Consider the following 26,006-nt stretch of genomic DNA (forward strand, 5'->3'; position numbering starts at 1 on the left):
GACCGCTCGAGCCCGGCTGCCCGCTGAGCCCGGACGATCAGCCGGGCCGCATGATCGGCCCGGCCGCGTGATCAGGGCCGCGTGATCATGACCGGGCAGGCGGCCCGCTGGATCAGTGACTGGCTGGTCGAACCGAGCAGCAACCCACGGAATCCGCCCCGGCCGCGGCTGCCCACCACGACCAGCTGGGCCCGTTCGGACCATTCGCGCAGATGCATTGCCGGGGTCGAGGGATACACCTCGCGCCGCACGGTGACCTCCGGGTAGCGCTGCTGCCATCCGGCCAGCCGCTCGGCCAGTACCGCTTGTTCGGCGGTCTGCAGATCTTCGGCCGGTATCTCGATGAAACCGGTACTGGCGAATTCGGTGAAGGTGAGGTCGCTCCAGGTGTGGACCGCGACCAGTTCGGCTCCGCGTTCGGAGGCCTCGGCGAAGGCGGCGGCGACGGCGGTATCGCTGACCGGGCTGCCGTCGACGCCGACCACGACAGGGCCGTTCGCGATGTCCTCGGCGTCCTCGCGGACCGCGACGATGGTGCCGTGTCCGTGCGCCGCGACTGCCAGAATGGTCGACCCCAGATGCGCGATGGCGCCGCCACGGCGCGATCCCAGCACCACCATATGCGCGGATTTGGACAATTCGATCAGCATTTTTGCGGGGCTGTGTTCGGAGAGCAGGGTATCGGCCGCCAGATCCGGCGCGGCCTCGCGGACGACCTGCACGCCGGTGGTCAATGCCTGTTCGCCGTGTGTGCGCAGCGTCTGCACGGCTTCGTCCACCATCGGCTGATAGGCGACCAGCCAGGTTTTGGCCGGGGTGGAATTCATCCCGTAGGCCAGGACGAGCCGCCGCCCACGCCGGGCGGCCACCATGGCGCCCCAGCGGATGGCCGAATGGGCGGCGGGGGTACCGTCCACGCCCACCACCACGGCAGCGGATACGAGCCGATGCGGATCCTCCGGGTTATCGGTCATGGCCCCGAGTATCCACCCGGCAAACCGTGGCGGTCCTATACTGCGGGCGTGTCTGCACGATTGCGTGTCGCGGAATTGTTGCTCGCCGGCCTCCCGAACGCTAGCCGGAATTCTCGTCGGCGGCTCGCCGTCCATGGGGCTTGTCGAATGCCGTGAAATATGCAGATCATGATCACGTGCTGATATCGGATGGGGTGATCGGGCTACGGCCGATCGAGGTCGCCGACGCCGCCGCGCACCTGGCCGCCCAGGACCGGGAGTCGATGCGCCGGACGGCCGGGCCCGGCACACCGAATACGGTGGCCGAATTCGAACGGTGCGCCGCGGAATGGGCCGCCGACGGACCTCGGAAAGTATTCGCCGTCGTGGACGTAACGTCGCATGCGCTGGCGGGGACGCTGGATGTGACGCTGGAACCGGAATTCCTGGCCAAACGCCAGGCCGATATCAGCTACGGAATCCACGCGCCGTGGCGCGACAGTGGCGTGCCCGGCCGGACCGTCGTGCTGGCCTGCCGATATCTGGCCCGCAACGATGTGGCGGATGAAGCGGTGCTGCGTATCGAAAGGGACAACAAGTCGGAGATCGCACTGGCCCATCAGCTCGGATTCCACTACCACCGCAGCAGCATCGACACCGAGGGCTACCTGGACTGGTTCATCCAAGCCCTGTGACCGGGACTCACGCGCCTTTACGAGTTCGCTTCTGCGGGGTTTTGCGCTGGGTCGTCTTGCGGGCTTTCGCGGCGCCGGAGCTCTTCTCCCCGGTGGATTTCGTACCACCGGATTTGCCACCTCCGCGGCCACCGGACTTCTCGCCACCGCGGGCGCCGCTGGCCTCCAGGCTGCGCTGCAGCGCAGCGACCAGATCGACCACCTCGGCATCGGATTCCTCGGCCGGCTCCGCGGCGCGTTCGGCAACCTTTCCGTCACCGCTGGCGATCGCCTCCTCCAGTAACCGCTGCAGTTCGACCTGATATTCGTCGGTGAATTGATCGGGGTCGAAATCGTCGGACATCGATTCGACGAGGGTTTCGGCCATTTTGATTTCCTGCGGCCGCGGCGCCTTGGCCTCCTCCAGCGATTCGAACGATACCGAGCGCACCTCGTCCGGCCACAGCAGCGTCTGCAACACCAGCATCCCGTCCCGGACTCGCATCGCGGCCAGCCGGGTCTTCTGGCGCAGGGTGAAATGGACGAGGGCGGTGCGGTCGATACGTTCGAGTGTGGCGGCCAGCAGGACATAGGCCTTGGGGGTGGTCGAATCCGGTTCCAGATAGTAGGTCTTGTCGTAGAGGATCGGATCGATCTGGTCCGACGGGACGAATTGCAGAACCGGGATCTCATGTTTCTCCGCCACCGGTAATTTGGCGAAATCGTCGTCGGTGAGCACGACCTTCTCACCCTCCGGCGATTCGTACTGTTTATCGATATCGGCGAATTTCACCGATTGCCCGCAGACGGTGCAGACGCGGTCGTATTTGATCCGGCCACCGTCCTTGGCGTGGACCTGATGGAACCGGATGTCGTGGTCCTCGGTGGCGGTGTAGACCTTCACGGGGACGTTCACCAGCCCGAACGCGATCGAGCCTTTCCAGATTGACCGCATCACTCCATGATGACCGAACCGGACCCCGGGTGCGAGAGCGCCGGGAGATGGAGTGTCGCGGCGGCGAGCCGCGCGCGGGTACCGGCGGGCACCGCCGCGAACAGCCGGGTCATCGCGGCGGCGGTGCCGGCGAGGTCGGCGTGACCGGACAGATAGGCGCATTGCAGGCCGATATCCAGCTCGAAGAACGCGTCGAAGAACCCGGGAACTTCGCCCGGCGGCAGAGAGAGCAAGGCCCGGAGCCCGGCGCGGCGCAGGCGATACACGGCCCGGGCAGCATTCGAGGTGGCCGCCCGACCAGCCGCGATATCGCCGGCTGCCGCCAACGCCGCCCCCACGCTGTATCCGGTGGCCGGATGCAGGTACCCGCCGGCGGCGCCGAATCGGCCGGCCCCCGGGACGCCGCCCACGACCGGAAAGCGGACTCGCTCGACCGGTTCGTCGCCACGCACCGGGATACCGCGAGCCCGCAACCGGCAGCGCAATCGCCGCGCGAGTTCACCGAGGTCGATCGCTGGTGCGCCCACCAGACAGGTCTCCTCGAACAGCACCCGGCCGCCGCCGACCGGGATCGTGTACAGGAACGACCGCGGCGAGCCGGAATCGGCACCGTTGTCGGCGCGCCAGTCCATGAACAGGGGCGGCTCATCTGCACCGGGATCGTCGAGGACGAGTCCGTAGGCCGTCTGTTCGGCCCGGCCGGCCCGGCGCCGCAGGCCGCGCGCGTCGATTACCCGATCGGCCCAGACCCTCCGGCCGGAATCCAGGGTGACGGTGTGCCGGTCGAGGGTCGTGGCCCGGCCGGAGAGCACAGTGGCTTCGGTGAGATCGAGGCTGTGCTGGAGGCGGCCGGTATCCAGTACCGAGTACGACCGGGGGATCGTATGCGCGCGCCGGCCGTGGGCATGCGGCCAGGAGACCGTCGCCGCGACGGCGGTGCCGTCCAGCCAGGGCGGGAGTTCGTCGGTCCAGGCGGCGTAGGTCGCCTGCCAGCGCCGGTCTGGATGGGGATCGATCGCGACAACCGACATACCGCGCACCAGGCATCGGTGGGCGAGCGCTCGCCCGGCCGGGCCCAGACCGCAGATCACGATATCGGCGCGCACGGAGAGGATCGAAACACGGCCGGAACTATCCGTTGTCGGCGGGGTACCGGGATAGTGGTACCGCTCGGTTCGGCCGGTCGTGCGCCCATAGTGTGGTGGCTGGATGACCGCGGACCCGAATGATCCTCGGTGACGAATCCGGAGGGCTGTCGAGCCGGGGCGGTATCGACATCGGGCCGACGCCCGGCCGTATCGCTCGGCGAACCGGGGCACCACCGATTGCAGACCGGTCGCAGTCGGTGGCAGGTGATTCGGCTCGGCGGCCGATAAGAATCATTCCTCGGCGGGGCGCCATGGATACCGGCGCCGTCGCGATCCCGGCGGAACACACGCCCGGTGCAATGAGCAATGATCCGCGCCGTCGGCTGTACGTGCGGGCCGGTGCGGCTGTGGTGCTGATACGGGGCGCTGTCGACATGGCGCGGGCGGGTTCCGGCGGACCCAACGGTCGATGGGGGCCGGGCAGCCGGCCCTCCGCCTGTCCGCGTGCCGCTGATTCGGGCCGGGGCGTTTCGAAGGGAACGCTCACCCCGGCCGATCGGGTGTCCGGCGAGCGCATCCCGCCGGACACCCGGTGATCACTGCGGTGCCGCGCCGTACGGTGCCGCGGTATACCCCTCGGCCGCTCCGATCGCTCCGCCGACAGCCGCACCGACGGCCATCGCCGGTGCCGCGATCACCGCGTAGCCGATGGCCGCGCCGAGCACCGGGCCCACGACGAGACCGATCGGCAGGAACGGCACACCGGAGATCAGCCCGGCGACCGCGCCGACCATCGCCGAGGTGGTCGAGATCGGGGAGGCCAGCGTATTGGCGACCGAGGCGCCGATGGCCGCGGAACCCACGGTCTGCGCCGCCATCCGGTCCGACCGGCTGCGCTCCACGCCCACCGAATCGTAGAAGGTCGCCACCTGCGCTTCCGCCTGTGCGGCGCCGGTATTGATGTCCCGGACGTCGAACGGCGGCGCATCCATGACGACGTTGCCGATCCGCAGCTTGCCGGGCGGCGCCTCGATCGGCGCCACCGGTGCCACCGGCATCGGCGCATGCAATTCGCCCTGCGGAGCGAGGTAGGTGTGCTGGGGTAGCGCCCGGGTCGCCGGGGTGGGGGCCGGTTCGGCGACCGCCGCAGGCGCCGGGGCCGGCGGTGCGGGAAGGAACGGCGCCGCCGCCATCCCGAATGTATCGGTAGCGGACCGCACGGCCACCCGGGTCGCGTCCTGTACGGCGACGGTGAGGTCGCGGACCGGGTCGGGGGCGGCGGAGGCCGGCTGGAGCGGATTCGCCGGTAGCGCGGGAATCGGGGGTGACGCGGGTGGAGCGGGGAGTGCTTCGGCATTGGCCGTACCGGCGCCGATCAGTGTCGCGATGAGCGGAACCGCGCCCGCCGCTACCACCGATCCCGCAGCCCGCCGAGCCGGACCGGTAGCTCTGTGCTTACCCATGGTCGCCTTTCTCCGGGAAATTGTCGGTTTGCCAAACATTCGGACCGGAACGCGCGGCGGATGGGATTCTCCTGTTCATGCCGCCGGGCAATCCGCTCTCGAACCTGCACCGAGGACAGGGCGACGCAGCGATAACGGTTGGTTTGCGGCACCGGAAGCCGGTGACCATATCGCCGGACGTGCAATCGATCGGACGGCCTCGATTCGACGCGGTGCCCGGGGCCTCGGCCCGAGACACCGGCCCGGGCGGGAGCCGTGCCCGGTGCCGGCGGGCGCGATCGGCAACGATTCGCGCGACGCCTCGATACCGGCAGTCCAGGTGCGGAAGTGGAGCCCGACCCATGGCCGGTACCCGGCGGCAGGACGCAGATCCGACCGCCGACCGAATTCGCGCCGGAACATGGCCGCTTTGCCTGGCCGAACCCAGGGCATGCTGATGGAGATCTGTATGGGGGTCCGACGACGACGGATGGTAGGGCACCGGCACGGGGCACCCACACGGAGGAACCGGCTGGTCCGTGCAGTCCGGTAGCCGGCTGTGGGGCTCGGGCCGGATACCGGGGCTCACGGCTGGGCTGCGCCGAGTAGCGGCGTGGTGAAACCGTCGGTGACGCCGTACGCCGCCCCGAGTGCGGCTCCGGCGATCGTGGCGGGCACTGCGACGATGCCGTAGCCGACCGCGGCACCGAGGACGGGCCCGACGACGAGGCCGGTCGGGAGGAAGGGGATACCTGCCACGAAACCCAGTGCGGCGCCGAGCATTCCGAACGGGATGGCGACCGGCGCGGCGACGGCGTTGCCGATGGCCGCGCCGATGACGGCGTTACCCAGGGTCTGGGCGGCGAGCCGATCCGACCGGGTGGACTCCACACCCATCGAATCGAGATAGGTCGACACCTGATCCTCGGCCTGCGCGGCGCCCTGGTTGACCGGGCCGGCGTCGAACGGTACGGCGATCACGAAGTTGCCGATCCGCAGTGTGCCCGGCGGTGCGTCGGCCGGCGTACCGGGGACACCCGGCTGCGCCGCGGGGAGGGAGCCCTGGGGCGTGCGATAGAGCGCCGCGCCCGGATCGGCGAGCGCGGCCGGCGGTGCGATCCCGGGGACGGGCCGGGTCAGCGGTGCCGCCGCCGCACCGATGGTCTCGGTCACCGACTGGACAGCGTTCTGGACTGCGGTGGTAGCCGCCCTGACCGGGTCCGGTGCTGCCGGCGGTTGGACGGCGGGCGCCGATGGGTCGACGGCGGCCGGTCCGGTGAACGGCTCCGCCATCGGGGTCGGGATAACGGGTGCCTCCGGCAGGCCGGGCACCAACGCACCGAGCGCGGCCAGTGGACCGGGTGCCGGGTCCACGGACGTGGCGAGGGCGCCGGGGGTCGGTGCCGCGGGCCTGACGAGATAGGCCGGTGCGTCCAATGTGGCCGGTGCTACCGGCGCGGCGCCGAACACGTCTGCGATCGGTGCGGGGAGGGCGGGTGCTGCCGGTGCGGCAGGCATCGGCCCGGCGGGGGTGGTGGAAAGGTTCGTCACCGGTACGGCGGGTGATGGGGCGCCGGGTGTGGCCGGCGGCGCCGGACCGGGCGCGGTGGGAGGTACCGCGGTGTCCACGGCCGGCTGGGGAGCCGGTGGGAAGAGGCCCGCCGGGAGTGCGGGCAGCGCGGGCAGTGCCGGGATCGGGGGCGGGGCGGGGGGTGTTTCGGCATTGGCTGTACCGGCGCCGATCAGTGTCGCGATGAGCGGGACCGCGCCCGCCGCGACGACCGATCCGGTAGCGCGCCGGGTGACACCGGGAGCTCTGTGCTTACCCATGGTCGCCTTTCTCCGGAATCAATCGGATTGCCCGATATTAGCTCCGGAAGGGGTCGGCGCCTGGGATGTCGGCCGGTCAGCCGACTTTACGATCGCCCCCGGAATTCTCGGCCGGGGTAGCGACCCCGTTGCCGGTGGGATTGGCCTGCGAGGAACCGGGCGGCCGGCGGCCCGCCGCCCCGCGCACGATTTCCTCGCCCTCTTCGCTGTCGCCGTACACCGCCTCCAGCGCCAGACGCGCGAAGATCCACTGTTCGGTGGCCGCCATCTGTCCGCGCCCGCGGCCGAGGAAGGTCACGAACCACTGGATGATCGTGATGATCCGGCTCCGGTAACCGACGAGGTAATACAGGTGCAGCGCCAGCCAGGCCAGCCACGCGACGAAACCGCCGAATTCCAGCTTCCCCACCTGGCAGACCGCGCTGAATCGCGAGATCGTCGCCATACTGCCCTTGTTGAAGTATTTGAACTGCCGCCGGTCGGCCGGGGTCTGTTTACCCGCCACCTCGGCCTTGATCTGCTTCGCGGCGTAGGTTGCGCCCTGGATCGCGCCCTGGGCCTGCCCGGGAACATCGGGTACCGACATCAGATCCCCGACGACGAAGACATTGGGGTGTCCCTTGATGGTGAGGTCCGGTTCCACCACGACCCGGCCCGCGCGGTCCACTTCGGTACCGGCCGAACGGTCGGCCAGCATCTTGCCCAGCGGGCTGGCCTGCACCCCGGCCGACCACACCTTGCAGGCGGATTCGATCCGCCGGGTGGTGCCGTCCTTGTCCTTCACCGTCACGCCGTGTGCGTCGACATCGGTCACCAGGGCGTTCAACTGGATCTCCACACCCATGGATTCGAGCCGGTGCTGCGCCTTACCGCCCAGTTTCGGTCCCATGGGGCCGAGTACCGCGCCCGCGCCTTCGACCAGGATCACCCGGGCGTCGCGCGGGTCGATGTTGTGGAATGTGCCCTCGAGGGTGCGGTCGGACAGTTCGGCGATCTGGCCCGCCAGTTCGACTCCGGTGGGGCCGGCGCCCACCACCACGAAGGTGAGCAGCCGGTCGCGTTCCTCCTGCGTCTGCGCGACCTCGGCCTGTTCGAAGGAGCCGAGGATGCGGCCGCGCAGTTCGAGGGCGTCGTCGATGGTTTTCATACCGGGCGCGAAGGTGGCGAACTGGTCGTTGCCGAAATACGACTGCTGGGCGCCGGTCGCGACGATCAGGCTGTCGTAGGGGGTCACGGTGGATTCGCCGAGCAGTACCGAGGTGACGGTGCGCTCGGCCAGGTCGATATCGGTGACCTCGCCCAGCAGCACCCGGGCGTTCTTCTGTTTCCGCAGCACCAGCCGGGTCGCGGGCGCGATCTCGCCGACCGACAGGATCCCGGTGGCCACCTGGTAGAGCAGGGGCTGGAACAGGTGGGTCGTGCTCTTGGAGATGAGGGTGACGTCGACGTCGGCCCGCGCGAGGTGTTTGGTCCCGAACAGACCGCCGAATCCGGACCCGATCACCACGACGCGGTGCCGGCCGTTCCCAACAGGTTGCGTGCTCATGGTCGCTCCTCGCCAGCGGTGGGCCGGTGGCTGCCCGTGATGATCATGTCCGACAACGCACACGGTAGTAGCAGTACCCGTCGAGGACACAGTCCGACGCTGTTGTTCGCTCGTGGTGGTGTGGCAACTCACCACGATAGCGATCGCGCGGCGGTCTCGGGGGAGGCGAGCAGGTACCGATTCGGTCGAAATCGCCCAGTCTGTTGCAACAAAGAGAATAGGATGGGTGCTATCTCTCAGGAGGTTCTGCCATGGTCACCGTCGACCGTGCCGCCACGCGAGCGTCGCGGGCGCGCACCGATACCGAGAATTCGGCGCTCATCGAAATTCCGCGGCGTCAGGTACTCGACCGGCTGCTCCTGCAGGTCCCCGAGCGACCGCGAACCCTGGCCACCCCGCCGGACCGGAACGATACTCTCGCGGTACGCGGCGACGGGGGCCTGCCTTATCTGGGGCGCACCCTCCACTACATGCGCTGGGGTCCGGCCGAGATGCTGGACCGGTACCGCCGGTTCGGCCCGGTCACCCTCAACAGTTCGATGGGAATGGACCGGGTGTTCGCCGCGGGGCCGGAGGCGCTCGACGAAGTGGTCGGCCGCCGCCGCCGTGATTTCGGGCAGGGCTGGGACTATTTCATCGGCCCGTTCTTCCGGCGCGGTCTGCTGCTGCTGGAATTCGACGAGCATATGTTCCACCGGCGCATCATGCAGCAGGCATTCACCCGGGAACGCCTGGAGGCCCATCTGGCCGAACTGACACCGGTCGTCCGCTCGACCATCGGCCGCTGGGTGCCCGAGGGGGCGGGGGCGAGCCGGACCGTGCAGATGTTTCCCGCCATCAAGGAACTGGCGCTGGATATCGCCGGCGAAACCTTCATGGCACTCGAGGTGGGCGAAGAGCGCAGGAAACTCACCGACGCATTCGTGGCCTGCACGCATGCCGGGCTCGCACTGGTCCGGCACAATGTGCCCGGCGGCAAATGGCGGGCCGGATTACGTGGCCGCAAGGTGCTCGAGGAGTACTTCCGCGGGATGCTGCCGCAGAAGCGGCGCAGCGATGCCTCGGATTTCTTCTCCGGTCTGTGCCACGCACGCGCCGAGGACGGTTCGGTCTTCAGCGACGACGATGTGGTGAACCATATGATCTTCCTGATCATGGCCGCGCACGACACCACGACCACCACCGCCACCGCGGTCGCCTACTACCTGGGCAAACACCCGGAGTGGCAGCAGAAGGTGCGCGAGGAGGTCCTGGCACTGGATCTGACCGGCGATTCGCCGGCCATCGCCGATCTGGACAGCCTGCGCACCCTGGACCTGGTGGTGAAGGAAAGTCTGCGGTTGATGCCGCCGGTGCCCGGTATGGTGCGCCGCGCCGTCCGCGATACCGCGATCTGCGGGCACTACATCCCCGCCGGAACCCCGGTCGACCTCGGCTATCAGGTCAACCACCTACTCACCGAATTGTGGACCGATCCGGAGGTTTTCGATCCGCTGCGGTTCTCCGACGAGCGCCGGGAGGACAAATCCCATCGGCTCGCGTGGATGCCGTTCGGTGCGGGGTCGCACAAGTGCATCGGCATGCATTTCGGCACGTTCGAGGTGAAGACGATCATCTCCGCCCTGGTCCGCGACTATGCGTGGAGCTTCCCGGAGAACTACCGCATGCCCTGGGGTTTCACCACGATTCCGTTCCCGCGCGACGACGCCCCGATGCGGTTGCGACGTCTCACCTGAGACACCGGAAGCGCCCGGCACCGGTTCCCCGCTACGGGTGGGGCCGGTGCCGGGCGCTGCGGAAACGGTTCGGGCGCGGTGGTTCAGCGGCCGGACAGCAGATATTCGGCGACGGTGGTATCGGTTTCGGAGCCTTGCTGGTAGCCGCCCTCACCGTTCATCGCCGTCATTATCGCCAGGGTGTATCGCTCGCCCGGTCCGGCGAAACCGACCGAGTTCACTACCCAGCCGCCCTGCTCATCGGACCAGCCGTTCTTCAGGCCGGGCCGCATCGCCGAGCCGGCGCCCCAGACGCCCCAGTGCTGATTGGAATCGACACGGCGCATGAGGTCCAGCAGGTAGTTGCGGTCATCGGGATGCATCCGGTCCAGGACATTGGACATGAGCCGGTCGAGATCAGCGGCGGTCGTCTTCTGGAATGCCCAGTGCGGCCCGGGATTGGGCGAGGGCTGCGGGGCCAGGCTGGTCATTCCGTTGGCGCGGAAGGCGTTGTTGAAAGCCATCCGGTCCAGGCCCGCGTACTTGTTCCAGAGGATATCGGTGGCCTGATCGTTGGAGGTCGACATCATCTGCTCGATGAGCCCGCGATCCTCCGGCGGCAGGGCGATGGCGCCGACGCGGGCCCGGTTGAGCAGATCCTGCGCGATGGCGAGTTTGATCGTCGACGCGGTCCACACCATATCTTCGGCGTGCGGGCTGGCGTAGACGGCGCCGGTGTTCCGATCGCGGATCACATAGCCGGTGACACCCGGTCGCGAATCGAGATACGAGTTGACGGTTTCGATACGGCCGGCGAGATCGCAGTCGAAACCGTGCGCGCAACCCTGGGTGTGCGCGAGTGGAACGGCATCGGCCGCGGGCAGGCCCGCGGGCACACCGGCGAACATGATCGCGGCGGCGGCCAGGACTGTGGCGGGTGCGGCCATGCGGGGCGCAGCACCGGTGAGCAGGGGGTAACGCACGAGGAAACACCTTGTCACATCGGCGCTCGGCGCGCACGTTTTCCGTGATCCGCTAGTGGACCCGGGCGGTGGCCTTCAGATCGGCCACCGGGCGGCCGTTGAGGCGGTAGCAGTGCTCGAACGCCTCGGTGTGCTGATCGCGAGGCCACGAATGCAGAACGACGGTCCGCCCGTAATGCCGGGAGTTGACCAGCTCCCACCGGTCCCCGGAGCGGCGGACGGTGAATCCGTCTCTCGGTATCAGGGGAACAACCAGCGCTTTCATCGACGCGAACCAGCCTTTCGTGCGGTAACCCGTTCCTCCCGGGGTTGCACTGTGACACAGCGACTCCGCCGGATCCCGGCCATCCGGCCGCGTGTCGGTGACTCATGTGCGCTAAATCACTGTGCGGAACGACTGAATATCGGGTAGAAGCCTTCGGCGCTAGGGACATTCGGATGATGACCATCTGTCCGGGGGTTGTCCTCTGCCGTCGTGGGGGGTGACCCGGCGCTGTCGGTGGCAGGGCGTATAAACGGGTGGACGAGAGAGCCGCCCGAGCTGTGCGGATGAGGGCGGACACCGGCGATCGGACCGAGCGGAAGGGCGGAGATGGCGCTGCACATCCACCGTGCCGAACGCGCGGACGCGCTCGCCGGCGCGCTCGCGGCCGTGCTCGCCGATCCGCTGCCGGATCCGTTCGCCACGGAAGTGGTCGCGGTACCCGCCAAAGGGGTGGAGCGCTGGCTGGCGCAACAACTCTCGGGTGTGCTGGGCGCGGCCCCCGATGCGGGCGACGGAATCGCGGCCAATATCCGTTTCCCTGCCCCGGCCGCGCTGGTCGAGGAGGTACTGGCCCAGGCCACCGGTGTCGGTGCGCAGACGGATCCGTGGGCCCACGACCGGGTGGTCTGGACACTGCTGCGGGTGATCGACGATGCGGTGGGAGAACCGTGGTGCGCGGTACTGGCGCACCACCTCGGGCTGGATCCGCCTGGCGTCCCCGAGGGAGAAACCGATTCCTCCGGGCCGGCCGCCGCGGCGCACCGGCTCGGTCGGCGGTACGCCACGGCGGCCCGCCTGGCCACGCTGTTCGACGGGTATGCGGTGCAGCGTCCCCACCTGATCACCGAATGGGCGGGCGGGGCGGATACCGACGGCACCGGCCGGCCGCTCCCGGACGATCTGCTCTGGCAGCCCGCCCTGTGGCGCCGGTTGCGCGCGGCCGTCGGCGCACCCGGCCCGGCGGAGCGGCTGCACACCGCCTGCGCACGCCTGCGGGCGGAACCGCGTGCTGTCACACTGCCCGATCGCCTGTCGCTCTTCGGGGCGACCAGACTGCCCGCGGGACACCTGGCGGTACTCACCGCTGTGGCCGAACATCGCGACCTGCATCTATGGCTGACGCACCCGAGTCCGGCGATGTGGAACTCGCTGGACCGGCATCGCCGCCCTCCGGGCGGACCGGCCTGCGATCCCGGAGATCGCTTACCCACCGCGTGGTCGGCACCACTGGCCCCAGCCCCGGGCTCGGTCTCAGCCCTGGGCCCGGGCGCAGCTCCACTCTCGGCCCCGGCCGCAGGCTCGAGTGCACCCACCGTCTCAGGCCCATCCACCGCACCAGGTCCAATCCTTGGCCCAGGCTCAGGCCCGAAATCGGCTCCCGGCTCGACCCCGGCACCCGGCCCCGGCACGGACTCGGTGAGCTCAGTGTTGAACTCGGCCCCGGGGCCGGCGCCGGACTCGGGTTCAGTACCGAGCCCGAGCTCAGAATCTGATCCGGGCTCTGCACAAGACCCAAGCGCTGTTCCGGATCAAAGCGCTGCACCGAGCATCACCGGACCTGGTCACTCCGCCGGCGCGGTCGGGGTGACCGGCCGTCCGCTCGACTCCGAGATCACTGCGGCCGCCGAAACGTTCGCCGAGGCCCGAGGGATGGCGAGCTCGGCGTCGGGCTCGAGCTCAGCGCCCGGCGCGCGCCCAGAGGCGGTCCGAGTGCCGGGATCGGTCCCCGGTGGCGGCCCGTTACTCGCTATGGAAAGAACACGGGTGGACGATGATTCGGCCGGTGTAGTGCGGCACCCACTGCTGGCGGGGCTGAGTCGCGATATCCGGGAACTGCAACTGCGGTTGCCGGCTGCGGAAACCGATACCCGCCATCCGGCAGCGCCGGGTCCGGTGCCTGCCGAGGCGAGCGCATCGGATCAGCCGGTCGGCGAAAAGTCCATGGCCGCAGCCGGTTCTGCTGACGACGGAGACGGGCGGAATTCGCCGTCGTCCCTGCTCCAGGCGCTACAAGCGCATATCCGTGACGACGACTGGCCGCCGGTCGCGGGCCGGCACACCGGCGACGGCAGCGTGCAGATCCATGCCTGCCACGGCCCCGTGCGGCAGGTGGAGGTCCTGCGGGAATGCCTGCTCGGGTTGTTCGCCGCCGACCCCACCCTGGAACCGCGCGATGTGGTGATCATGTGCCCGGAGGTCGAATCGTTCGCCCCGCTGGTGCGTGCGGCGTTCGGGCAACCCGTACCGTCCGGAACCGAGGCACCGGAGGCCGTGGCCCATCCCGGGCACCGGTTACGTGTACGGCTCGCCGATCATGGGCGCGGCGCAACCAATCCACTACTGGGTGTGGTGGCGGTGCTGCTGGAGCTGGCGCGGGGGCGGGTCACCGTCACCGAGGTGCTGGATCTGGCCGCCTGTGAACCGGTTCGCCGGGCCTGCGGATTCGATGACGACGATATCGAGCGGATGCGGGAATGGGCCGTCGAGGCCGGTGCCCGCTGGGGGATCGGACGCCGGCAGCGGCATGCGTTCGGCCTCGGCGAATTCGAACAGAACACCCTCAACGCCGCGCTGGACCGGATCCTGCTGGGCGTCACCGCCGACGAGAGTTCGCAGGACTGGCTCGACCGGGTCCTGCCGCTCGACGATGTGGACAGCAACGATATCGATCTGGCCGGCCGGTTCGCCGAATACATCGATCGCCTCGCCTCGATCCTGCGCGATCTCCAGGGGCTCGCACCGGCCGCGGAGTGGTCGGCGACCCTGGGGCGTTCCCTCGATCTGCTCACCGATGTCGCCCCGTCGCAGGAGTGGATACGCACCGAGGCGCGCCGGGAACTGGCGGCCGCGACGGACCACGCCGGGGATACCGTGCTGCGGCTCGCCGATATCACCGAATTGCTGCAGAGCCGGCTCGCCGCCACCCCGACCCGCGCCAACTTCCGCACGGGCGAGCTCACCGTCTGCACCATGACCCCGATGCGCTCGGTCCCGCACCGGGTGGTGGTACTGCTCGGCGTGGACGACGAGGTCTTTCCCCGTGGCGCGGGCCTCGACGGTGACGATATTCCCGCGCGCGACCGTCTTGTGGGAGAGCGTGATCCGCGGTCGGAGGATCGGCAACTGCTGCTGGATGCGATCATGGCCGCCCGCGACACCCTGGTGGTGTTGCACACCGGCGCCGATCCGGTGACCGGTGCCTACCGTCCGCCCGCGGTACCCGTGGCGGAGCTGCTCGATACCGTGCGTGCTCATGTCGGACCGGCCGGGATGTCCGCGGTCCTCACCCGCCACCCGCTGCAACCACACGATCGGCGCAATTTCGCCGCCGCGGCGCCGTTCTCCTTCGATACCGCCGCATACGCCGGTGCGCAGGCGACGCTGCGTCCCGCGCAACCCGCGGCGAGCCCCTTCACCCGTTCCCTGCCCGCGGCCGAGACCACCGAAGTCGGCCTGGCCGAGCTGATTGCCTTTCTGGAGCATCCGGTGCGCGGATTCCTGTGGCAGCGGCTGGGTTTGCGGATCCCCGATCAGGAGGAAGAGATCGCCGATCGACTGCCGATCGAATTCGGCGGTCTCGAGACCTGGTCGCTCGGGGAGCGGATGCTGAGCGCCCGGCTGGCCGGAGCCGACCCCGCCGAGCTGCGGGCCGCGGAGTGGCGGCGCGGCACCTTACCGCCCGCCGAACTGGGCCGTGCAGTGCTGGACCAGGTGGAGCGGACGGTCGATACGCTCTTCCGCGCCGCCGCACCGGATTACGCGCAACCGCCCCGCGATATCGATATCGCCGTCGATCTCGGCGGCGGCCGGCGCCTGACGGGCACCGTCGCCGAGGTGCGCGGTGATCTGCTGGTGCGTACCACCTACTCCCGGGTCGCGCCGAAACACCGCCTGGCGGCCTGGGTTTCGGTGCTGGCGCTGGCAGCGACCGAGGACCGGTCGTGGCGCGCTGCGGTTACCGGGCGCGGCCGGTTCCCGACACCCGCTTGGCGCGCCGAGCTCACTGCGCCCGCCGCGGACGAGGCGAGCGGCCTGTTGCGGACATTGGTCGCATTGCGCGAGGCCGGCCTGGCCGAACCCCTGCCGATCCCGACCGCCACCACCGCCGCCTACGCCGAGGCGCGGTTCCGGCGCCTCGCACCGGAGGAAGCCATGGTCGCGGCCGATCGCGAATTCGGCGGCGGGGACAAGAAACGCGAGTTCGCCGAGCACACCGACCGGAACGTGCGCTACGTCTGGGGTCCGGCACCGGACCTGAGCCGCCTCACCGCCGCGGCGGCGCCCGACGGTGAGCCCGTGGAACAGACGCGGTTCGGCTCCATCGCCCGCCGCCTCTGGGGCCCGCTGCTGCGGGCCGAACAGCAAGGGGCGCCATGAGCACCGCGCGCAGCGGAGACGTCGGGCGGTTCCCGTGACAGCGACCGCCACCACACCGCCCGCAGCCGGCGACACCTTCGCGCTCTGCGATGCCCTGCCGGCCGGTACCACCGTGCTGGAGGCGAGTGCGGGAACCGGGAAAACCTATGCGATCGTCGGCCTGGCCGTCCGCTACGTCGCCGAGGCCGCGATCCCGATATCACGGCTGCTGCTGGTGACCTTCAGCCGCGCCGCCACCCAGGAACTGCGCGAACGGACCCGCGACCGGTTCGTCGCCGTCGCCTCGGCGCTGGCCGACCCGGCGGCCGCACGCACCGCGACCGATGAGCTGGTGCGCCATCTGGCAACCGCCGAACCCGGCGAGGTGGCGGCCCGCCGGGCCCGGTTGCTCACCGCGCTCTCCGATTTCGATGCCGGGGTGATCGCCACCACGCACAGTTTCTGCCGGCGCATGCTGGCCGAACTGGGTGTCGCCGGCGATCTCGACCCCGGTGTGCGGCTGGTGGAGGAGGCCGACGACCTCACCCGCGCGGTGATCGACGACCTGTATCTGAGCCGCTACGCGCGCACGCCCGCGCCGTTCACGATCAAACAGGCCCACCGGTTCGCGGCCGCCGCGGTGCGCGACCGGCAGGCCGCGCTCGCCCCGGACACCGACGAGGTGTCGGCGCAGCGGGTTGCTTTCGCCGCGGCGGTACGTGCGGAAACCGAACGACGCAAAAGGCTTTCGAGCGTCCGGGATTTCGATGATCTGCTGGTTCTGCTGCGCGATATCCTGGCCGATCCGGTGCGCGGCCCCGGTGCGTGCCGCCGCATCCGCGACCGGTATCCGGTGGTGCTGGTGGACGAATTCCAGGACACCGACCCGCTGCAATGGGAGATCCTGTACCGCGCATTCCACGGTCACAACACACTCGTGCTGGTGGGTGATCCCAAACAGGCGATCTATGCGTTCCGCGGCGCCGAAGTACTCAGCTATCTCGACGCCGTCGGCCAGGCGACCGCCCGGCGCGAACTCACCACCAACCGCCGCAGCGACGCCGGCCTGCTGCGCGCACTCGACCACCTGCTCGGCGGGGCCGCGCTCGGGCACGACGAGATCGTGGTGCCCACGGTGACGGCGACCCAGCCGTGGACCCGATTGCGGGGCCCCGCCGAACTGGTCACGGCGCTGCGGTTGCGGTGCCTGCCGCGCACCGGGGCCGGACCCCGGGGTATGTCGGGATTTCCGAATATCCACCGGCAGCGCGCCCGGGTCGCCGCGGATCTGGCGGGCGATATCGTGGCGCTGCTGGAGTCGGGCACCGTCCTCACCGAGGCGACCGGCCGGCGGCCCGCGGCGCACAACGGCGCCCCCGCCGGGGAGCAGGGAGAGGGGCGCCCGCTGGGGCCCGGCGATATCGCGGTGCTCGTACGCACCCACACCCAGCTGGAGGTGGTCCGGGAGGCGCTCGAACGCGCGGGCGTGCCTGTCGTATTGACCAGCGGTAGCAGTGTTTTCGGTACCGCGAGTGCCACCGATTGGTTGTGGGTACTGTCCGCGCTCGAACAGCCGCATCGCGCGGACCGGGTCCGGCTGGCCGCACTCACTCCGATATTCGGGTACACGAGCGCCGAAATGGATACCGGCGGCGCGGATCTGGTGGGGCGGGTCAGCGCCGAATTACGTGATGCGGCCCGCCTGTTCGCCCGGGCCGGGTTCGCGGCTGTTGTCGAGGAACTCACGGCCGCGACCCGGCTGGTGCCGCGGTTGCTGGCCGTCGAGCACGGCGAGCGCCGGCTCACCGATATCCGCCAGCTCGCTCAGCTGCTCGACGAGGTCTCGGCCACCGAGGGGTTCGGGCTCACCGCGCTCACCAGATGGCTCGCCGACCGGATCCGGGAACCCGGTTCGGGCTCGGTGGCCGGGCGCAGCCGGCGGCTGGACCGGGATCTGGCCGCGGTCCAGCTGGCCACCGTGCACGCCAGCAAGGGACTCGAATTCCCGATCGTCTACCTGCCGTTCGCCTGGGACAGTTCGGCCGATCCGAAACCGGCCACCCTGCTGATGCACGAGAACGGGGCCCGGGTGCTCGATATCGGCGGCCCCGACGCACCGGGCTACAACGCCCGCAAGGAGCGCGCGGACAGCGAATCGGCGGGTGAGGAACTGCGGCTGTGCTATGTGGCGCTGACCCGTGCGTGCTGCCAGGTGGTCGCCTGGTGGGCGCCGTCGTTCGGGACCGCGGTCGCCCCGCTGCACCGGTTGTTGTTCGGCCGGACACCGGAGTCGGCGCAGCCGAAACCACGCGCGCCGGTCGACGAGGACGCCGCGGTGGTGGACCGGATCCGGGCGTGGGCAGGGGCTGCGGCGGAGACCATCTCGGTTACGGCGGCGGACCCGGGACCGCAGGTGCCGGTGTTCCACGCGCGCGCCGGCGTGGCCGGGGGTGCGCTCGCGGTGGCGCGTTTCGACCGGAAGCTGGACGAGCAGTGGCGGCGGACCTCCTATTCGGCGCTGACCGCCGCGGCGCACAGCATGGTGCCCGATACCGAACCGGAGGAGGCCCTCGGTCCGGACGACGAACCGGAAGCACCGGCGCCGCTGGCCGAACCGGAGCCGGGTGCCGCCTCTCTCATGAACGCGCTGCCCTACGGTGCGGAATTCGGCACCCTGGTGCATGCGGTGCTGGAGCGGGTGAGTACCGACGCCGCCGACCCGGCCGCCGAGGTGCGGGCCCGCTGCGCCGAAGCGGTGGGGGAGATGCTGTCCGCGGCGGATCCGGACCTGCTGGCGGAGGCACTGCTCGCCGTTCTGCGGACCCCGATCGGTTTCGGCGCCCTCGCCGATATCCCCGACCGGGACCGGTTGTGCGAACTCGAATTCGAACTGCCCCTCGCGGGCGGGGACGCACCCGCCGCCGGCTGGGCCACGCTGCACCGGATCGCCGCGCTGGTGCGGTCCCGGCTGGCCCCCGGCGATATCTTCCACACCTACGCGGACGAACTCGGCACTCTCGACGACACCCCGTTACGCGGATACCTCACCGGCAGTATCGATGCGGTGCTACGCACACCCGACGGCCGATTCGTCGTGGTCGACTACAAGACGAACAGGTTGGGCACCGGTGATCTCACCGTCGCGCATTACACCTGTGACCGGATGGCCGCCGAGATGATCCGTTCGCACTATCCGCTGCAGGCCCTGCTGTATTCGGTGGCATTGCACCGGTATCTGCGGTGGCGGCTGCCCGGCTACGATCCCGCGGAACATCTCGGCGGTATCCGCTACCTGTTCGTCCGCGGCATGATCGGACCGGAGACCCCCGGCGGTGCGGGAGTGTTCGATTGGACACCGCCGCCCGTCCTGATCACCGAGTTGTCCGAGCTGCTGGCCGGAGGTGGGGCGTGATCCCGATCCGGGTGGCGCAGCGCGGGCGCGGAATACTGCGGGAATTCAACGAGGCCGGGGTGCTGTCGGCCGCGGATGTGCATGTGGCCGCCCGGCTGGGCCGGCTCGCGGGGGAGGACCGCGAACCGGTGCTGTTCGCGGCGGCGCTGGCGGTACGCGCCGTGCGCTCGGGGTCGGTCTGCCTGGACCTGACCCGGATGCGGGATATCGGCGTGGATACCGACGACGAACATCCCGATCAGCTCGACCTCACCGAATTACCCTGGCCCGACGAACAATCGGTGATCGACGCGGTCCGCGACAGTCCGCTCGTGCGCGGCGGCCCGGCCGGACCGCTGCGGCCGTTGCGGCTCACCGAACCGGCCCGGCCGGGCGTCGGCCCGCTGCTCTATCTGGACCGGTACTACCGGCAGGAACACACCATCCGCCGGGTGCTCACCGCGCGGGCGGCCGGTCATCCGGCCGCCGATCCGGCCGTGGTGTGCCGCGAACTCGATCGGCTCTTCGGCCCGGCGGGCGATACCCCCGACCGGCAGCGTCTCGCCGCGGCGCTGGCCGCCACCCAGTGGACCACCGTCGTCGCAGGCGGACCCGGCACCGGGAAAACGCATACCATCGCCCGTATTCTCGCGCTTCTGGTCGCGCATCGCGCGGCCGAACCCGGGGGTGCACCGCTGCGGATCGCGCTGGCCGCACCCACCGGTAAGGCTGCGGCCCGGTTGCAGGAGGCCGTCCGCGACCAGGCCGCGCCGCTCGGCCTCCCCGAACTCTCCGCGGCGACACTGCACCGCTTGCTGGGCTGGCAGCGCGGTCGCACCACCCGGTTCCGCTATCACGAACACAATCGACTGCCCTACGACGTGGTCGTCGTGGACGAGACGTCCATGGTTTCGCTGACCATGATGAGCCGGCTGCTCGCCGCACTACGCCCGGACACCCGGCTCGTGCTGGCCGGAGACCCGGATCAGCTCGCCTCCGTGGACGCGGGGGCGGTGCTCGCGGATCTGGTGGCCGCGCCGTTCCCGGTCGAGCCCGATCCGGCCTTCGAGGCGATTCTCGCCGCCGAACCCGGATTCGCCGGTGCGTCTGCACCGGCCGGAATTGCGGAAGATTCCGAGGCGCTGACCGAATCCGAGCGTAAGCGGTTGCGCGGCGGGATCGTCCGGCTCACCCGCGGGCGCCGTTTCGGCGGCCGGATCGCCGAACTGGCGGTGGCGGTCCGCGCCGGGGATACCGAGGCTGCGCTGGACCTGCTGCGGTCCGGTGGCGAAACGCTCGAACTGCTCGGCCCCGACGAGATAGCCGCCGTCCGGGCCGATACCGTCACCACCGCACAACGAGTCACCGCGGCGGCGGAGACCGGCGACGCGGCGGCGGCACTGACCGCATTCGAATCACATCGCCTTCTCTGTGCCCATCGCCGGGGCCCGTACGGGGTGGAGCACTGGGACCGGACGGCGGCCGAATGGGCCGCCGCCGCGGGTGCGGGCCCGGAGTACCGGACCGGCACCTGGTATCCGGGGCAACCGCTGCTGGTGACGGCCAACGATCACGAGGCGCGGATCTACAACGGCGATACCGGTGTGGTCGTGAGCCGCCCGGACGGGTCGCTGCGGGTGGCACTGCAGCGGGGCGAGGAACCGCTGCTGATCCATCCGACCCGGTTCCCCGCCGTGGTCACGGTGTTCGCGATGACGATCCACCGCAGTCAGGGCAGCCAATACGATGCGGTGACCATCGTCCTACCGGAGCCCGGATCGAGCCTGCTGACCCGGGAACTCCTGTACACCGCCATTACTCGCGCCCGCCGCCACGTGCGCATCCTGGGAACCGAGGAGGCCATCCGGGCCGCGATCGACCGGCATGTACTGCGCGCCAGCGGGCTCAGCCTCGACCAGGCCGATCAACTCTGCTGATCCGCCGCGCCGTCTTCCGGCGCGGCCGGGAACAGTCCGGGCAGCCCCATGGCGTACCGGAAATCGGCCGTATTGCCGAGTGTCGCCAGCACGACCCGGATCATCGTGAGCCGGGCCTCGGCGACCGTGGCCGGATCGGGTTCGGCGCCGGGTTCGGAGGCGGCCGAGATCCGGTACACCACGTACTCGCAGACGTGCAGGGCGGCATCGAGATCCAGCAGGCCCGGCACCGTGCGACCCAGTTCCGTGAACTTGGCGCGTACGTTCTCGCGGATCCCGTCCAGTGCGGCATTGCGGTACACCGAGACCGGTGAGGCCGGATCGTGGAGTTCGGCGAACAGCGGTCGCAGCATCGCGCCGTGCCCGCGGGCCCAGTCCAGGTAGGCGTCGATCAGCCGGATACCGAGTTCCACGCCCTCACCGGTCGCCTCGAGCGCGGCCGCGATCCCGCCGACCAGTTCCGCGTTCGATACCTCCAGCAGTACATGCAGCGGTTCGGTGGCGTTGGCGAAATAACGGTAGAACGTGGGCCGTGAGAGCCCGGCCTGGCCGATGATCCGGGCCACGCTCAGACCGCGGGAACCGGCGCGGGTGAAGACCTCGCCGGTGGCGACGACGATTCGGGCGCGCACCTCTTCGGCTTGTGCCCGGGTCTGCGGTGGCCGGCCCCGCCGGGGCTGCGGGCCGGGCTCCGGCCGTTGCGGCGCTTCGGCGACACCCGCCTTGCCGTCGTGGTTCTGTTCGGGGCTACTCACGCGGTGCCTGCCCGGGCCGCTGTGAGATCCCACAGCCGGTATCGGCACCGGCTGTTGTCCGCACCGTGCCTCTTGACACTCCACACCGCACGAGCATTACATTAACACCACTGTTCAATTAATCGCCGTGCCGCGGATCGCAGATCGCGGCACCTCGCCCCAGGAGAATGCCGACGATGACGACCGCCCAGCGTCCCGCCGCCACCGGCGCACTCACCCCGGACCTGGTCGAACGGCTGCTCACCCGGGCCGCGGCCGGTGGTGCGCCCGCCGTCACGGTGCACGCGCCGGTCACCGGCGAGCCGATCGCCGAACTGCCGCAATCGTCGGTCGACGATATCGAGACCGCCTTCGAGCGGGCCCGCGCGGCCCAGCGGCAGTGGGCGCAGGTGCCGGTCCGGGAGCGTGCCGCGGTACTGCGCCGCTTCCACGATCTGGTGCTGGCCGAACAGGACACCGTCCTCGATATCGTGCAGACCGAAACCGGTAAGTCCCGGGTGCACGCCTTCGACGAGGTCGGTGATGTCGCGGTGAATTCCCGGTACTACGCCGCCACCGCCGCCAAACTGCTGGCCCGCCGCAATCCGCGTGGAGTGCTGCCGGTGCTCACCGATGTGCAGGTGCGGCAGCGGCCCAAGGGTGTGGTCGCGGTGATCTCGCCGTGGAACTATCCGCTGGCGCTGGCGGTTTCGGATGCGCTCCCGGCCCTGGTCGCCGGCAACGCGGTGGTGGGCCGCCCGGACAACCAGACCGCGCTCACCGCGCTGTGGGCGGCCGACGCGGCCGTCCGGGCCGGCCTGCCCGAGGGACTGTGGCAGATCGTGCTCGGCCGCGGCTCGGTGATCGGCGGTGAGATCATCGATCGCGCCGACTATGTCGACTACACCGGTTCCAGTGCCACCGGCCGGACTATCGGCCGCCAGGCGGGGGAGCGGCTGATCGGTTGTTCACTCGAACTGGGTGGGAAGAATCCGCTGCTCGTCCTCTCGGATGCCGATCCGGTGGCCGCCGCCAAAACCGCCGTGCGGGCGAGTTTCGCCTCGGCCGGGCAGTTGTGCGAATCGATGGAACGGATCTACGTGCATGAATCGGTCTACGACCGGTTCATCAGCGAATTCGTGACCGCGGTAAAGGGGGTGAAGCTGGGGTCCCCGCTGGACTACAGCACCGATATGGGGTCGCTGACCTTCCCGCGCCAGCTCGACACCGTGCGCGCCCACGTCGACGACGCGGTGGCCAAGGGCGCCACCGTGCTGACCGGCGGTGTGCACCGGCCCGATCTCGGTCCCTACTTCTACGAACCCACCGTGCTCACCGATGTCACCGCCGAGATGACGGTGTACCGGGAGGAGACCTTCGGTCCCGTCGTCTCGGTGTACAAGGTCGCCAGTGACGACGAGGCGGTCACCCAGGCCAACGACACCCCGTACGGTCTCAACGCCAGTGTGTGGTCGCGCAGTGCCGCCCGGGGGCGCGAATTCGCGGCCCGCATCAACGCCGGCTCGGTCAATGTGAACGAGGGCTTCATCGCGGCCTGGGGGAGTGCGGACGCACCGTCCGGCGGTGTGGGGATTTCCGGTACCGGCCGCCGGCACGGTCCCGAGGGCCTGCTGAAGTACGTCGACACCCAGACCATCGCGGTGCAGCGGATGCTGCCGATCGCGCCGCTGCCGGGGATGTCGGAGGCGATGTGGGCGAAAACCATGACACTGTTCTTCCGGGTCATGAAAACTCTGCGCCAGAAATAGGCCCGGCCGGACGTAGGCCGCTACCCCTTATTTTGCTGCGAGGACAAAGGATCCGAATCGATGAAACTGGACACGGTGGCCGGGAAGAAGGTGCTGATCACCGGTGCCGCCATGGGCCTGGGCAAACTGTTCGCCGAACAGGCCGTGCGCGAAGGTGCCGCCGCGGTGGTTCTCTGGGATGTCAACGAGACCGCTCTGCGCGCGACCGCGGCCGAACTCGGCACGGCCTCCGGTGCGATTCACACCCATACCGTCGATATCTCCGATCGGGATGCCGTGGCGGCCGCCGCCGAATCGGTGCGGGTGGACGTGGGCGATATCGACGTCCTCGTGAACAACGCCGGAATCGTGCGGGGCAACACGTACTTCTGGGAAACGAAGGACCGCGACGATATCGAGCGGACCATGGCCATCAATGCCCTGGCGCCGATGTATGTGACCCTGGAATTCCTGCCGGCCATGGTCGCGCGAACCACCGAGGCCCGCGTGCTCACCATCGCTTCCTCGGCCGGTCTGGTGCACAACCCGCGGATGAGCGTCTACGCCGCATCGAAATGGGCCGCGCTGGGCTGGTCGGATTCGGTGCGGATCGAACTCGGCCAGGCGGGACACGACCACGTCAAGGTCACCACCTTCTGCCCGACCTACATCAATACGGGCATGTTCGAGGGCGCCACGGGTTTCTGGTTCACGCCGATCCTCGACCAGCACAAAGTGGTGGCGACCGCCTGGGCCGAGATGAAGAAGGGCACCCCCGTGGTGATCATGCCGTGGACCTCCCGCCTCAACAAGGTCCTCTCCGGTGTACTGCCGCTGAAACTGCGGGACCTATTCCTGAACACCGTCGGCGTGTATCACTCGATGGACGAGTTCAAGGGCCGGAAATAGCGGTCGCCGGTAGGCCGATCGCCACGGTGGCGCCCAGCTCGGCGGACCGGGCGATCCGCGCCGCGAAACCGTGGCCGGTGAGCAGTGCGGTGGCGGCCGGGATCTGATCGGTACCGATCTCGATCAGCAGACAGCCGCCGGGCGCCAGCCAGGCGGGTGCGGCCGCGGCGGTGCGGCGGGCGAGGTCCAGCCCGTCCGGACCGCCGTCGAGGGCGGCCGCCGGTTCGTGATCACGGGCCTCCGGCGGCAGCTGTGCGAGGGATTCCGACGGTACATACGGCGTGTTCGCCAGCAGGATATCGATCCGCCCGCGCAACCGCGCGGGCAGCGCGTCGAACAGATCGCCCTGGTAGACCCGCCCGCCGATACGCGCGAGGTTGCGGCGGGCGCAGTCGGCCGCCACCGGGTCGACATCGGCGGCGTACAGGTCCGGTAGCGGGTCCGGATGGCCGGCGAGTTCGCTGATCAGGGCCAATCCCAGCGCACCCGAACCGCAGCACAGATCCACCACGGTCCGGGGCGGGGCGGCCCGGGCGAGGGCGAGCGCCTCGTCCACCAGGAGTGCCGAACGCCGCCGTGGGACGAACACACCGGCCCGCACACCCACCCGCAGACCTTTGAATTCGGCCCAGCCCAGGACGTACTCCAGCGGGTTCCCGGCGATCCGCCGCGCCACGAGCCCGGCCAGTTCGCCGGTGGATCGGGCGCTGTGCACGAGCAGCCGTGCCTCGTCTTCGGCGAAAACACAGCCCGCGGCGCGGAGCTCCCTGGTGACGGCCTCGATATCGAAAGCGGGCATGGGCACAGTCTGTCGGGTGTAGGGGTCCGGCGCACCGGATTATCGCCCGCGCCGCGGGGCGGCCTGTGTTGTGTCAGGGACGGAAAGCGCGCAGCGTGTTCTCGACCAAGGCATCGGCGTACTCGTCGGTGAGCGGCCCGGTGCGCAGCAGCCACCGCTGGAAAAGCGGCGCGTAGAGCATCTCCAGAACCAGGTCGAGATCGGCGGCGGGATCGAGCTGACCTGATTCCTGAGCGCTGCGCAGCCGCGTCTTCTTGGCTTCGTCGACCGGATGGGCCAGCGTTTCGCGGTATCGCGCCGCGAGTTCCGGATCGTGGATGAGCGCGGAATTGAGTGCTCTGATGGGCCGCTCGAATTCGGGGTCGGCGAATTCGGCGGCGGTGGCGCGCAGGACGAGTTTGAGGTCGGCGGTGATATCACCGGTGTCCGGTAGTTCTATGCCGGCGCCGTCGGCGGATTCGCTCAGCGCCAGGAAGGAGTCGAAGATGACCGCGCCCTTCGACGGCCACCACCGGTAGATCGTCTGCTTCCCGACGCCGGCCCGTGCCGCGATCGCCTCGATGGACACCTTCGCGTATCCCGATTCGGCGATCAGTTCGCGGGTCGCGGCGAGGATGGCCTGCCGGGACCGTTCGCTGCGCCGGGAGCGGTCAGGAGTCCGGTCGGTGGTCATGCAGACAG

The 26,006-nt window shown here is 69.7% G+C and carries 18 protein-coding genes; 7 read left to right on the plus strand and 11 right to left on the minus strand.

Annotated elements, in window-relative coordinates:
* Positions 1-71 precede the first annotated feature (71 nt).
* Positions 72-974: a universal stress protein gene (locus ACFWPH_RS16755; RefSeq protein WP_378751888.1), complete on the minus strand. Its 903-nt coding sequence runs from the start codon at positions 972-974 to the stop codon at positions 72-74.
* 176 nt (positions 975-1,150) lie between these two features.
* Here ACFWPH_RS16755 and ACFWPH_RS16760 point away from each other — a divergent pair, with 176 nt between their 5' ends.
* Entirely contained in the window at positions 1,151-1,648 is a 498-nt protein-coding gene (locus ACFWPH_RS16760) for a GNAT family N-acetyltransferase (protein WP_378751890.1), read from the plus strand.
* A 7-nt stretch (positions 1,649-1,655) separates the two neighbouring features.
* On the opposite strand, the gene ACFWPH_RS16765 is transcribed toward ACFWPH_RS16760, so the two are convergent.
* The 5 genes from ACFWPH_RS16765 to ACFWPH_RS16785 all read right to left on the minus strand — a co-directional run bounded on the left by ACFWPH_RS16765 (position 1,656) and on the right by ACFWPH_RS16785 (position 8,488).
* Positions 1,656-2,582: a Ku protein gene (locus ACFWPH_RS16765; RefSeq protein WP_378751892.1), complete on the minus strand. Its 927-nt coding sequence runs from the start codon at positions 2,580-2,582 to the stop codon at positions 1,656-1,658.
* On the minus strand, positions 2,582-3,688 hold the full coding sequence (locus tag ACFWPH_RS16770) for a lycopene cyclase family protein (protein WP_378751894.1): 1,107 nt from the start codon (positions 3,686-3,688) through the stop codon (positions 2,582-2,584). Before ACFWPH_RS16770 ends, ACFWPH_RS16765 begins: the two co-directional genes overlap by 1 nt.
* Before the next feature lie 578 nt (positions 3,689-4,266).
* A complete protein-coding gene (locus ACFWPH_RS16775) occupies positions 4,267-5,133 on the minus strand; it encodes a hypothetical protein (protein WP_378751896.1) in 867 nt (288 codons plus the stop codon).
* A gap of 564 nt (positions 5,134-5,697) precedes the next feature.
* Complete coding sequence (locus ACFWPH_RS16780; RefSeq protein WP_378751898.1) at positions 5,698-6,942, minus strand: hypothetical protein; 1,245 nt, start codon at positions 6,940-6,942, stop codon at positions 5,698-5,700.
* A 76-nt stretch (positions 6,943-7,018) separates the two neighbouring features.
* Positions 7,019-8,488: an NAD(P)/FAD-dependent oxidoreductase gene (locus ACFWPH_RS16785; protein ID WP_378751900.1), complete on the minus strand. Its 1,470-nt coding sequence runs from the start codon at positions 8,486-8,488 to the stop codon at positions 7,019-7,021.
* A gap of 251 nt (positions 8,489-8,739) precedes the next feature.
* On the opposite strand from ACFWPH_RS16785, the gene ACFWPH_RS16790 reads away from it, so the two are divergent.
* Complete coding sequence (locus tag ACFWPH_RS16790; RefSeq protein WP_378751902.1) at positions 8,740-10,224, plus strand: cytochrome P450; 1,485 nt, start codon at positions 8,740-8,742, stop codon at positions 10,222-10,224.
* Positions 10,225-10,307: 83 nt separating this feature from the next.
* Here ACFWPH_RS16790 and ACFWPH_RS16795 read toward each other — a convergent pair whose 3' ends face one another.
* Together ACFWPH_RS16795 and ACFWPH_RS16800 are read right to left on the minus strand one after the other, a co-directional pair.
* On the minus strand, positions 10,308-11,150 hold the full coding sequence (locus ACFWPH_RS16795; protein ID WP_378752650.1) for a serine hydrolase: 843 nt from the start codon (positions 11,148-11,150) through the stop codon (positions 10,308-10,310).
* A gap of 88 nt (positions 11,151-11,238) precedes the next feature.
* Positions 11,239-11,451, minus strand: a complete 213-nt coding sequence (locus ACFWPH_RS16800) for a hypothetical protein (RefSeq protein ID WP_062979623.1) — start codon at positions 11,449-11,451, stop codon at positions 11,239-11,241.
* Positions 11,452-11,778: 327 nt separating this feature from the next.
* Here ACFWPH_RS16800 and recC point away from each other — a divergent pair, with 327 nt between their 5' ends.
* Genes recC through recD form a run of 3 tightly spaced genes read left to right on the plus strand, consistent with a single transcriptional unit; the run spans position 11,779 to position 21,135 of the window.
* Complete coding sequence (gene recC, locus ACFWPH_RS16805) at positions 11,779-15,828, plus strand: exodeoxyribonuclease V subunit gamma (protein ID WP_378751904.1); 4,050 nt, start codon at positions 11,779-11,781, stop codon at positions 15,826-15,828.
* Between the two features lie 34 nt (positions 15,829-15,862).
* Positions 15,863-19,219, plus strand: a complete 3,357-nt coding sequence (locus ACFWPH_RS16810; RefSeq protein ID WP_378751906.1) for a UvrD-helicase domain-containing protein — start codon at positions 15,863-15,865, stop codon at positions 19,217-19,219.
* The gene (gene recD / locus ACFWPH_RS16815; RefSeq protein ID WP_378751908.1) at positions 19,216-21,135 is read left to right on the plus strand and encodes an exodeoxyribonuclease V subunit alpha; all 1,920 of its coding nucleotides are present in this window, start codon (positions 19,216-19,218) and stop codon (positions 21,133-21,135) included. Before ACFWPH_RS16810 ends, recD begins: the two co-directional genes overlap by 4 nt.
* Here recD and ACFWPH_RS16820 read toward each other — a convergent pair.
* Positions 21,123-21,890, minus strand: a complete 768-nt coding sequence (locus tag ACFWPH_RS16820) for a TetR/AcrR family transcriptional regulator (protein WP_378751910.1) — start codon at positions 21,888-21,890, stop codon at positions 21,123-21,125. The genes recD and ACFWPH_RS16820 overlap by 13 nt on opposite strands.
* Positions 21,891-22,066: 176 nt before the next feature.
* On the opposite strand from ACFWPH_RS16820, the gene ACFWPH_RS16825 reads away from it, so the two are divergent.
* Both ACFWPH_RS16825 and ACFWPH_RS16830 read left to right on the plus strand, forming a co-directional pair.
* A complete protein-coding gene (locus ACFWPH_RS16825; RefSeq protein ID WP_378751912.1) occupies positions 22,067-23,638 on the plus strand; it encodes a succinic semialdehyde dehydrogenase in 1,572 nt (523 codons plus the stop codon).
* 60 nt (positions 23,639-23,698) lie between these two features.
* The gene (locus ACFWPH_RS16830) at positions 23,699-24,526 is read left to right on the plus strand and encodes an SDR family NAD(P)-dependent oxidoreductase (RefSeq protein WP_378751914.1); all 828 of its coding nucleotides are present in this window, start codon (positions 23,699-23,701) and stop codon (positions 24,524-24,526) included.
* On the opposite strand, the gene ACFWPH_RS16835 is transcribed toward ACFWPH_RS16830, so the two are convergent.
* Complete coding sequence (locus tag ACFWPH_RS16835) at positions 24,510-25,325, minus strand: putative protein N(5)-glutamine methyltransferase (RefSeq protein ID WP_378751916.1); 816 nt, start codon at positions 25,323-25,325, stop codon at positions 24,510-24,512. The genes ACFWPH_RS16830 and ACFWPH_RS16835 overlap by 17 nt on opposite strands.
* Positions 25,326-25,398: 73 nt before the next feature.
* Positions 25,399-25,998 (minus strand): TetR/AcrR family transcriptional regulator, encoded by a 600-nt coding sequence (locus ACFWPH_RS16840; RefSeq protein WP_378751918.1) that lies wholly within the window; start codon positions 25,996-25,998, stop codon positions 25,399-25,401.
* Positions 25,999-26,006 lie beyond the last annotated feature (8 nt).

Origin of the sequence: Nocardia sp. NPDC058499 (genome assembly GCF_042719915.1) — a bacterium.
In the GTDB taxonomy this organism is placed as follows: domain Bacteria; phylum Actinomycetota; class Actinomycetes; order Mycobacteriales; family Mycobacteriaceae; genus Nocardia.

Bases quoted from the DNA above. Each gene is read 5' to 3' on its own strand.
- ACFWPH_RS16755 (WP_378751888.1), bottom strand. From the start codon at position 974: ATGACCGATAACCCGGAGGATCCGCATCGGCTCGTATCCGCTGCCGTG.
- ACFWPH_RS16765 (WP_378751892.1), bottom strand. From the start codon at position 2,582: ATGCGGTCAATCTGGAAAGGCTCGATCGCGTTCGGGCTGGTGAACGTC.
- ACFWPH_RS16775 (WP_378751896.1), bottom strand. From the start codon at position 5,133: ATGGGTAAGCACAGAGCTACCGGTCCGGCTCGGCGGGCTGCGGGATCG.
- ACFWPH_RS16780 (WP_378751898.1), bottom strand. From the start codon at position 6,942: ATGGGTAAGCACAGAGCTCCCGGTGTCACCCGGCGCGCTACCGGATCG.
- ACFWPH_RS16785 (WP_378751900.1), bottom strand. From the start codon at position 8,488: ATGAGCACGCAACCTGTTGGGAACGGCCGGCACCGCGTCGTGGTGATC.
- ACFWPH_RS16790 (WP_378751902.1), top strand. From the start codon at position 8,740: ATGGTCACCGTCGACCGTGCCGCCACGCGAGCGTCGCGGGCGCGCACC.
- ACFWPH_RS16795 (WP_378752650.1), bottom strand. From the start codon at position 11,150: ATGGCCGCACCCGCCACAGTCCTGGCCGCCGCCGCGATCATGTTCGCC.
- ACFWPH_RS16800 (WP_062979623.1), bottom strand. From the start codon at position 11,451: ATGAAAGCGCTGGTTGTTCCCCTGATACCGAGAGACGGATTCACCGTC.
- recC (WP_378751904.1), top strand. From the start codon at position 11,779: ATGGCGCTGCACATCCACCGTGCCGAACGCGCGGACGCGCTCGCCGGC.
- ACFWPH_RS16825 (WP_378751912.1), top strand. From the start codon at position 22,067: ATGACGACCGCCCAGCGTCCCGCCGCCACCGGCGCACTCACCCCGGAC.
- ACFWPH_RS16830 (WP_378751914.1), top strand. From the start codon at position 23,699: ATGAAACTGGACACGGTGGCCGGGAAGAAGGTGCTGATCACCGGTGCC.
- ACFWPH_RS16835 (WP_378751916.1), bottom strand. From the start codon at position 25,325: ATGCCCGCTTTCGATATCGAGGCCGTCACCAGGGAGCTCCGCGCCGCG.
- ACFWPH_RS16840 (WP_378751918.1), bottom strand. From the start codon at position 25,998: ATGACCACCGACCGGACTCCTGACCGCTCCCGGCGCAGCGAACGGTCC.